At 46.8% G+C, this 7,156-nt stretch carries 6 protein-coding genes; all 6 read right to left on the reverse strand.

The window, feature by feature from the left end; translation table 11 throughout:
• On the reverse strand, nt 1-581 hold a 581-nt coding region (locus C0Q44_RS29755; protein ID WP_146113533.1), incomplete at its 3' end, for a hypothetical protein.
• 125 nt (nt 582-706) lie between these two features.
• Nucleotides 707-2,236: an ABC transporter substrate-binding protein gene (locus tag C0Q44_RS29760; protein ID WP_105410732.1), complete on the reverse strand. Its 1,530-nt coding sequence runs from the start codon at nt 2,234-2,236 to the stop codon at nt 707-709.
• A gap of 132 nt (nt 2,237-2,368) precedes the next feature.
• Nucleotides 2,369-3,277: a carbohydrate ABC transporter permease gene (locus C0Q44_RS29765; protein WP_105410733.1), complete on the reverse strand. Its 909-nt coding sequence runs from the start codon at nt 3,275-3,277 to the stop codon at nt 2,369-2,371.
• Between the two features lie 17 nt (nt 3,278-3,294).
• Nucleotides 3,295-4,281: an ABC transporter permease gene (locus C0Q44_RS29770; RefSeq protein ID WP_181151226.1), complete on the reverse strand. Its 987-nt coding sequence runs from the start codon at nt 4,279-4,281 to the stop codon at nt 3,295-3,297.
• A 178-nt stretch (nt 4,282-4,459) separates the two neighbouring features.
• Complete coding sequence (locus C0Q44_RS29775) at nt 4,460-6,073, reverse strand: response regulator transcription factor (RefSeq protein ID WP_181151227.1); 1,614 nt, start codon at nt 6,071-6,073, stop codon at nt 4,460-4,462.
• On the reverse strand, nt 6,048-7,156 hold a 1,109-nt coding region (locus tag C0Q44_RS29780), incomplete at its 5' end, for a sensor histidine kinase (protein WP_219845210.1). The genes C0Q44_RS29780 and C0Q44_RS29775, both read right to left, overlap by 26 nt.

Consider the following 7,156-nt stretch of genomic DNA (forward strand, 5'->3'; position numbering starts at 1 on the left):
TTCCCTGTAAACGTTTCTTGTGGTCCAATCTCAATATGTATCGGCTGTAGTCGGACCGATTGCAAGGATACATATAGCGGGTCATCCTGGTTCCAGTAACTGCTGGCCAAATCAGGTAAAAGCATTGCCGCTACAGATGCTCCGCTGTAATTTTTGAGTGTCAATTCACAAGTGGCCCGGGCTTCTCCATCGTCCAGCACATCATAAGTACACGAGCTAGTATTTTGAACATAGGAAATACCATGAATGCCGTCCGCTCCCCATTTCGCAATATACATCAGTTTATCCGTCATGAATGAATAACTGAGAACGATCACTAGAACAAGTACCCATAACCATTTCGCGAGGCCTGGTAACGACCGTGCAATCTCTTTGCGTGTAAGATAGAATCCGCACGCGAAGATTCCCAGTCCGAGGAAGAGTGTGATATGTACACCACTTAAATATGATTTGGTATATGGTGATATACCTATTGCTGATAACAATGTATCTCCAACCGAAAAACCAAGATGGTGGTTAAACGTAAAGATGATAGCAAAAAGCAATAAAGCCGCTGAGAACACAAGTCTGGTCCTCGACATACGAACACCCCCAATCAACCACCTGATTATATCATATTTTTCCTAATTATAATTAAAAATCCAAGTCAAAAAAAAGAACGTCTTCGGTTCCTCACCGAAAACGTCCTATTCATTTATTTAATTATTTATTTCTTGGAAAGGAATGCTTGGAGTTGTTCTTGTTTGGCAGCGATAATTTTGTCAATTCCCGCTGCTTTTAATTTCTCCAGATATTTCGGGATCATCTCATTCGGATCAACAGCGCCCGATGTCATACCCGGCTTGAACTGTTTGTTTACGTTGTTGACTGCCGCAATTTCATTTTTGACCGATTGGCTATTGAATGTAAAGCCCAGTGCTGGCGACTTCACACCTTTGGCGTTAAACTCTTTGAACTTCTCCCATTTCTGTGGATCTTCGTTATCCCAGAGGAAGTTCAGGAACTGGTTACCCAGCTGCCATTGTGCACCTGGATTGTAGGTACGACTGTTGGCATCGACACCGTCAGGAAGAGTAATGATATTATCCTGTCCGTCTTTTTTCACAAAATGTGTACCTTCAATACCGAAGTTGAGCAAATTGTTGATCTCCTTGTCGGAATGCAACAGGTTAATCACCTGCATCGCTTTCTCCGGCTGCTCCGAAGAACGGGAGATTGCGAGCATTGCTCCAGATGCATCACCCGTCGTAATCGTCGGCTGTGTCATCTCAATCTGAGTCAGCGGGAATCCCACATAACCTTCTTCTTCTTTATCCTTGCCTGGCTTCATGCCATCGGTCCAGAGAAATGCTTTCCCAGCCTTCGCCTGGTCTTTCGGGAACACATTGGAAGTAGCAGCATCACTGTTGATATATCCCGCTTGATACCACTTGCGGGCGAGTTCAGCGGCTTCCTTGAATTCTGGGGTCTCCACTTCGTTCAGAACTGTAGTTCCACCTGCTGTCTTGGAGATTACGCCCGGTACCGAGGCATCTCCAAGGTAATCCCAATCCAGATTCTCCAGCAGCCCGTTACCATTGGTATTGGACATATAGAACGGCGTGATGCCTGGTTCGTTTTCCTTAATGGTTTTGAGCAGTGGTTCCAGATCAGCCCAGGTCTTCACTGCTGTCAGATCCAGCTTATACTTGTCTGCCAGATCTTTGCGAACCAACACACCACGTGTGGCAGCGAGTTCCTTATTCGTAGGAACACCATAGTTCACACCATCTACCTGAGATCCTTCCAGAAAGGCCGGGTCCAGGTTTTTCTTGATGTCCTGACCATGCGCATCCAACAGATCATTCAGTGGCAAAAATGCGCCCTTGGCTACGTTCACCGTGTAGTTCTGCCAAGCTGCTGTGAAGATAATATCCGATTTTTCACCCGAAGAGATCATGAGATTCAGCTTGTTATCCCATTGTCCCCAGTCGATGGCGTTGATCTTGAGCGTAGCCCCGATCTTAGGTTCCATTCTCTTGTTGATCTCGGCTTCCACCAGAGCGACATCCTTCTGTGGTGTACCTGGGTAGAACAGTGTTACTTCATAGGGTTTGCCCCCACTCTCACTTGCTCCTCCGCCTTCGGCTCCAGGTGTAGTTGTTCCACCTTTGTCCGATGAGCAACCTGCCAGCACCAGGCTCAGCGCCATAGCTGTTGCCATCACACGTGACCATACTTTTAACGATCTAACCAATTAAACCCCTCCTGTCATGTGTTGAACCCTACAACCGATTGCCCCAATTCGCATTTAAACCGATAACCACTTCTATATATGCCCTTTCAGTCCATCTTCATTTACCTTGCCCACTCCGCTAACCGGCAGGAGTTATCCCTTCACAGCGCCAACTGTAAGACCTTTAATGAAGTAACGCTGGAAGAATGGATATGCCAGTACAATGGGACCAATACCGACAACAGCCATCGCCATTTGCAATGTTTTGTTAGGCAGATTCAACAATCCGCCCTGCGACGAGATCTGTGAAGAGACGTTGGAGTTGGTAGTTAAATATTGAATATCGAGCAGCGTACGGTACATGAGGTACTGAAGGCTGATCGTCCGGTTATCCGATATAAAAATCATGCTAAGGTACCAGTCATTCCAGTAATTCAGTGTACTGAACAACGCGACGGTTGCCATTACTGGAAGGGAAAGGGGAAGCACGATACGTGCAAACGTTCTCAATTCTCCTGCTCCATCAATCCGAGCTGATTCCAGAATGGATACCGGAATGGAGTTCGCGAAGAATGTACGCATGACCAATACGAAAAATGGGGATAACAACAGCGGCATAATGAGTGCGAGAATGGAATTCTTCAGATCCAATATGTTGACGTAGACCAGGTACCAAGGTACCAGCCCCCCATTGAACAGCATCGTGAAGAAGATGAAAAAGGCGAACCATCCACGATAAGGCAGATCCCTCCGCGATAGCGGATAGGCATACAACGCTGTTAGTGCAACACTTGTAATCGTACCTACGACGGTAACGATAAAGGATATACCATAGGAATGAAGGATCTGATCCATATCTCTGAATAGAAACTCATAGGCCGTCAGGCTGAACTTCTCTGGAATAAGTTTATATCCATTCGCAATAACTGTTGTCTCGTCCGAGAATGAGATGGCGAAGACAAGCAGGATCGGCACGATACAGGCAATGGCGTAGAATAGAAACATCGCATGAATGACGGATGCTGAACGCTTCGATACGGCTAGTGGATCACGTGATTTCACAGCTGACTTGCCTCCTCTCAAAATAATGCATTATCTTTGTCCATTCGCCTTACGATGGTATTGGATACAAGAACCAATACGAATCCGACGATCGCTTGATATAGTCCTGCTGCGGATGACATCCCGATATCTCCACCAATAAGGAACGTTCGATATACATAGGTATCCAGTACGTTCGTTACAGGGAACAGCGCTCCTGATTCCAGTGGAACCTGATAGAACAAGCTGAAGTCTGCATAGAATATACGACCGATTTGCAATAACGTCATAATGACAATCAACGGTACGAGGAACGGAATCGTGATGAAACGGATCTGATTCCATTTAGTTGCTCCATCCAGCACAGCAGCTTCATAGTATTCTTCATCGATACCTACGACTGCTGCCAGATAAATGACGGCATAATATCCAATATTTTTCCACGTGTTCACGATTGGTAAAATATACGGCCAATACTTCGGTTCAGAATACCAATCGATCGGTTGTCCACCGAAGATCTGCAGAATGGTTGAGTTCATGAAGCCTGAGTCCCTGCCCAGGAAAGCCAGTACCAGATAACTGACCACAATCATGGAAAGGAAATACGGCAATAGCATGAGTGATTGATATAACTTGGACATCGCCTTGTTCTTCACTTCATTAAGTAGAATGGCGAGTCCCACACCTACAGAGAGATTAAGTGCAATAAACACCGTGTTGTACGCGAGTGTATTCCGAGTAATTTCCCATGCATCACTGGTGGAGAACAAATATTTGAAATTGTCCCATCCACTCCACGGGCTCCCCCAAATACCATCAGCATAGTTTACATTTTTGAAAGCGATCAGAACGCCGAACATCGGCATGTAGTTGTTAACCAGTAGAAACAGGATCCCTGGCAAGAACATGAGATACAGAACCTTGAATTTACCAAGATTGTGCCACACAGACTTGCGCTTCCGGACGGTTCCTTCCGGTATTTCCGATATCCGTACTCCCTTACCCGCCTGGGGTTGTGTCTTCATAACTTGTTCTCCCTCACTCCTCTTGAATTCTTCCTCAGGATGAAGCTCCGTGCGTCTCCTGTGGTTCAAGTATACGGCGGGGCGTGCAAGACCTCTATCTGCTGTGGTGACCTGTTGACTCATCAAATTATGACTTTAGATCCAAAAAAAGCAAAAGACGCAGCATGCTGCGCCTGAATTAAACGATACGGGACTGTTTGCGGAACTCCTGTGGCGTAATACCTGTGCACTTTTTGAACATTTTGGTGAAATGCGAGTAATTGTAGTACCCCACCTTACCAGCGATATCCGTCACCTTAACGGTGGACTGGGAGAGCAATGTCTTCGCTTTGGCGACCCTGCCCTGTAGAATAAATTCGGACAAGGACATGCCCTTTTCCTTCCGAAACAGACGGGATAGATAGGCGGGATTGAACCCCGCAAAAGCTGCAAGTTCCTCTCGCATCAACTCTTCGCCGATATGAGTTTCAATATAAATACACAACTGATCCACAATGGTCATCGGGCTATGATCGTCCGGGTACAACACGGGGATGACACGATCAATCAAATCTGACGTCCACTGTTTCAACTGCGGCAATGACCTTGTCACCATACTCTCTTCCGGCTCCCGTTCACCTGGGTACAGACTGCGTACGGACACATTTTTCTGATGAAGCAGCGGATAAACCACATGCAGCATGGCATGGTAATATAGGCGAAGCATCTCGGGAGATAATCCCTCCTCGGCGGCCAGCAATTCGAAGATCTCATCCACCCGTCCACGCAAATCACCGACTTTACCTGTTTCAAAAAGGATGGATAACTCCGAGAACCATGGAATAGGTAAAAAACGATCCTCCTGATCTCTGCCTCGCTCATCGTAGACAAAGACCTCCTCCAGCTCCTTGATGTTGCGTCGCTCCATATCCATCAGTTCATTCAGCATGCCTTGCAGCTCAGTCACGGCTACCGGAACGCCTACATAACAGGACAATCGACAATAGAAATACGTTCCGCATTCCTTGATATACACCTGACAACGTTGTGCCACTTCGTTAGCATCAGGTATGATACCGTCTTGCTCGTAAGCAAGCACAATGTTCAGTCCACTATGATCCTGAAACACTTCACCAAGTTTGTCGCCAAGTAACATTTCCCTGCCTGCATTACGAAGGGCATACTCCAACACTTCTTCGTCACGCAAATCAAATTCACGAACCCATTCCTCTACCGAGATCACCACAGGCAGTACACGAGCCTGAGGATCAATCTCGGCACCATATAATTCTGCGAGTTCTTGCAGTCGCTGATTGGTTAACGTGATACGCTGCGAGATGGCATCTTTCCAGAAGCGTTCTGTCAGCAGCGGTTTGTGGGTTTTCCACCGTTTGTATACGGTCTCATATACCTCATTGGTACGGGTACGTTGCTCCCCAACCTTGATCTTCTCCACCGCCTGGGTTACCACCTTGATCAATTGATCCGACGGAGCTGGCTTTAATAGATAATCAAAGCTGTTTAGCTTGATTGCTGTCTGTGCATAATTGAACAACGCATGGCCTGTCAGGAAAATGGTCAGTATACCGGGATCATGTTTCAATACCCAGCTCTGCAGGTCAAGCCCTGTCTCGCCAGGCATCTCAATATCACAGATCATGATATCTATTGTGCTTGCCTTCAGGACCTTTCTTGCCTCTTCGGCATCACATGCACTGAATACCTGGTCAATCCCAGCCGCGCGCCAGTCAACGCCTTCCACCATCGCTTGTAATGCATACACTTCATCATCCACGATCAACAGGTTCCTCATAGGTTCCCCCTTCTTCCTCTTCGGTCTGAGCGGGTAAATCAATGATGACCGTAGCCCCGTGATCCGCCTCATTTCTAAACTGCAAACTGGCTTGATCACCATATTTCACGAGTAGCCGATGAGCCACGTTCCATATCCCGATATGCTGTCCACCCGGATCTTCAGCGTATTGTCCCTGCTGAAGACGCTCCAGCAATTCCTCATCAAATCCGACACCATTGTCCGCAATCCTGAGTTGAAGCACCGAATCATCGACTTGGCCGGATAACATCTTCCCGTGACTCGCCACGATACGAATGACAAATGGTTGCGTTCGATGCTGAAATCCGTGAATAATGGCATTCTCCACAAAGGGCTGAATCGTTAATGGAGGAATCACATACTGTCCCAGATCCGATTCAATATTCAGTTTAAAATCCAACCTGCTTGGAAACCTCAACTTCTGGATTTCCAAATAATGACGAATATGTTCGAGCTCTTCATCCAGACGAATAACACGTTTGCCTGCACGCAGGCTGAACCTGAAATAATCGGCTAGATGGCCAGCCATCTGCTGCACCAGATCATGCTTTTGCAAGGAAGCCAGACTATGAATAATATTGAGTGAATTCAGATAAAAGTGAGGATTAATTTGCATCTGCAATTGTTTGAACTCCGCCTCACGAGTCCGCAATTGTTCCTCGTACACATCAATCTTCAGATGCCGAATCTCACTGGTCATCTGATTGAAGCTTCGGGTCATAAACTCCAGTTCCGAGGATGATGGCGGCTCCAGCCTTACATCGAGATCTCCGCGGCTCACCCTTCTCATGCCTCGAATCAGTGAATTCATCGGACGGAACAATAGCTGACGCAGAAAGATCAGTGCAGTAATCAAAATAACGGCCGCTCCAATGGGAAGCAGGCGAATAATTTGCTGGAAGAACGGGAGGTTACGCATCATATCTTCCTCAGGTAACAGAACAATATAATTCATCTCCGACATGGCTGAGGCAATGCCCAACATCAGATATTGACGTGCCTCACCCTTATTCATGACTTCAGAGATCACCTGATAGGGATCCTTCAGGCCGGGAAGATGCG

This window comes from Paenibacillus sp. PCH8 (genome assembly GCF_002968835.1).
In the GTDB taxonomy this organism is placed as follows: Bacteria; Bacillota; Bacilli; order Paenibacillales; family Paenibacillaceae; genus Paenibacillus.

What these genes read in the sequence shown, in the direction of transcription:
- C0Q44_RS29770 (WP_181151226.1), bottom strand. Translation starts at nt 4,281, where the DNA reads ATGAAGACACAACCCCAGGCGGGTAAGGGAGTACGGATATCGGAAATA.
- C0Q44_RS29775 (WP_181151227.1), bottom strand. Translation starts at nt 6,073, where the DNA reads ATGAGGAACCTGTTGATCGTGGATGATGAAGTGTATGCATTACAAGCG.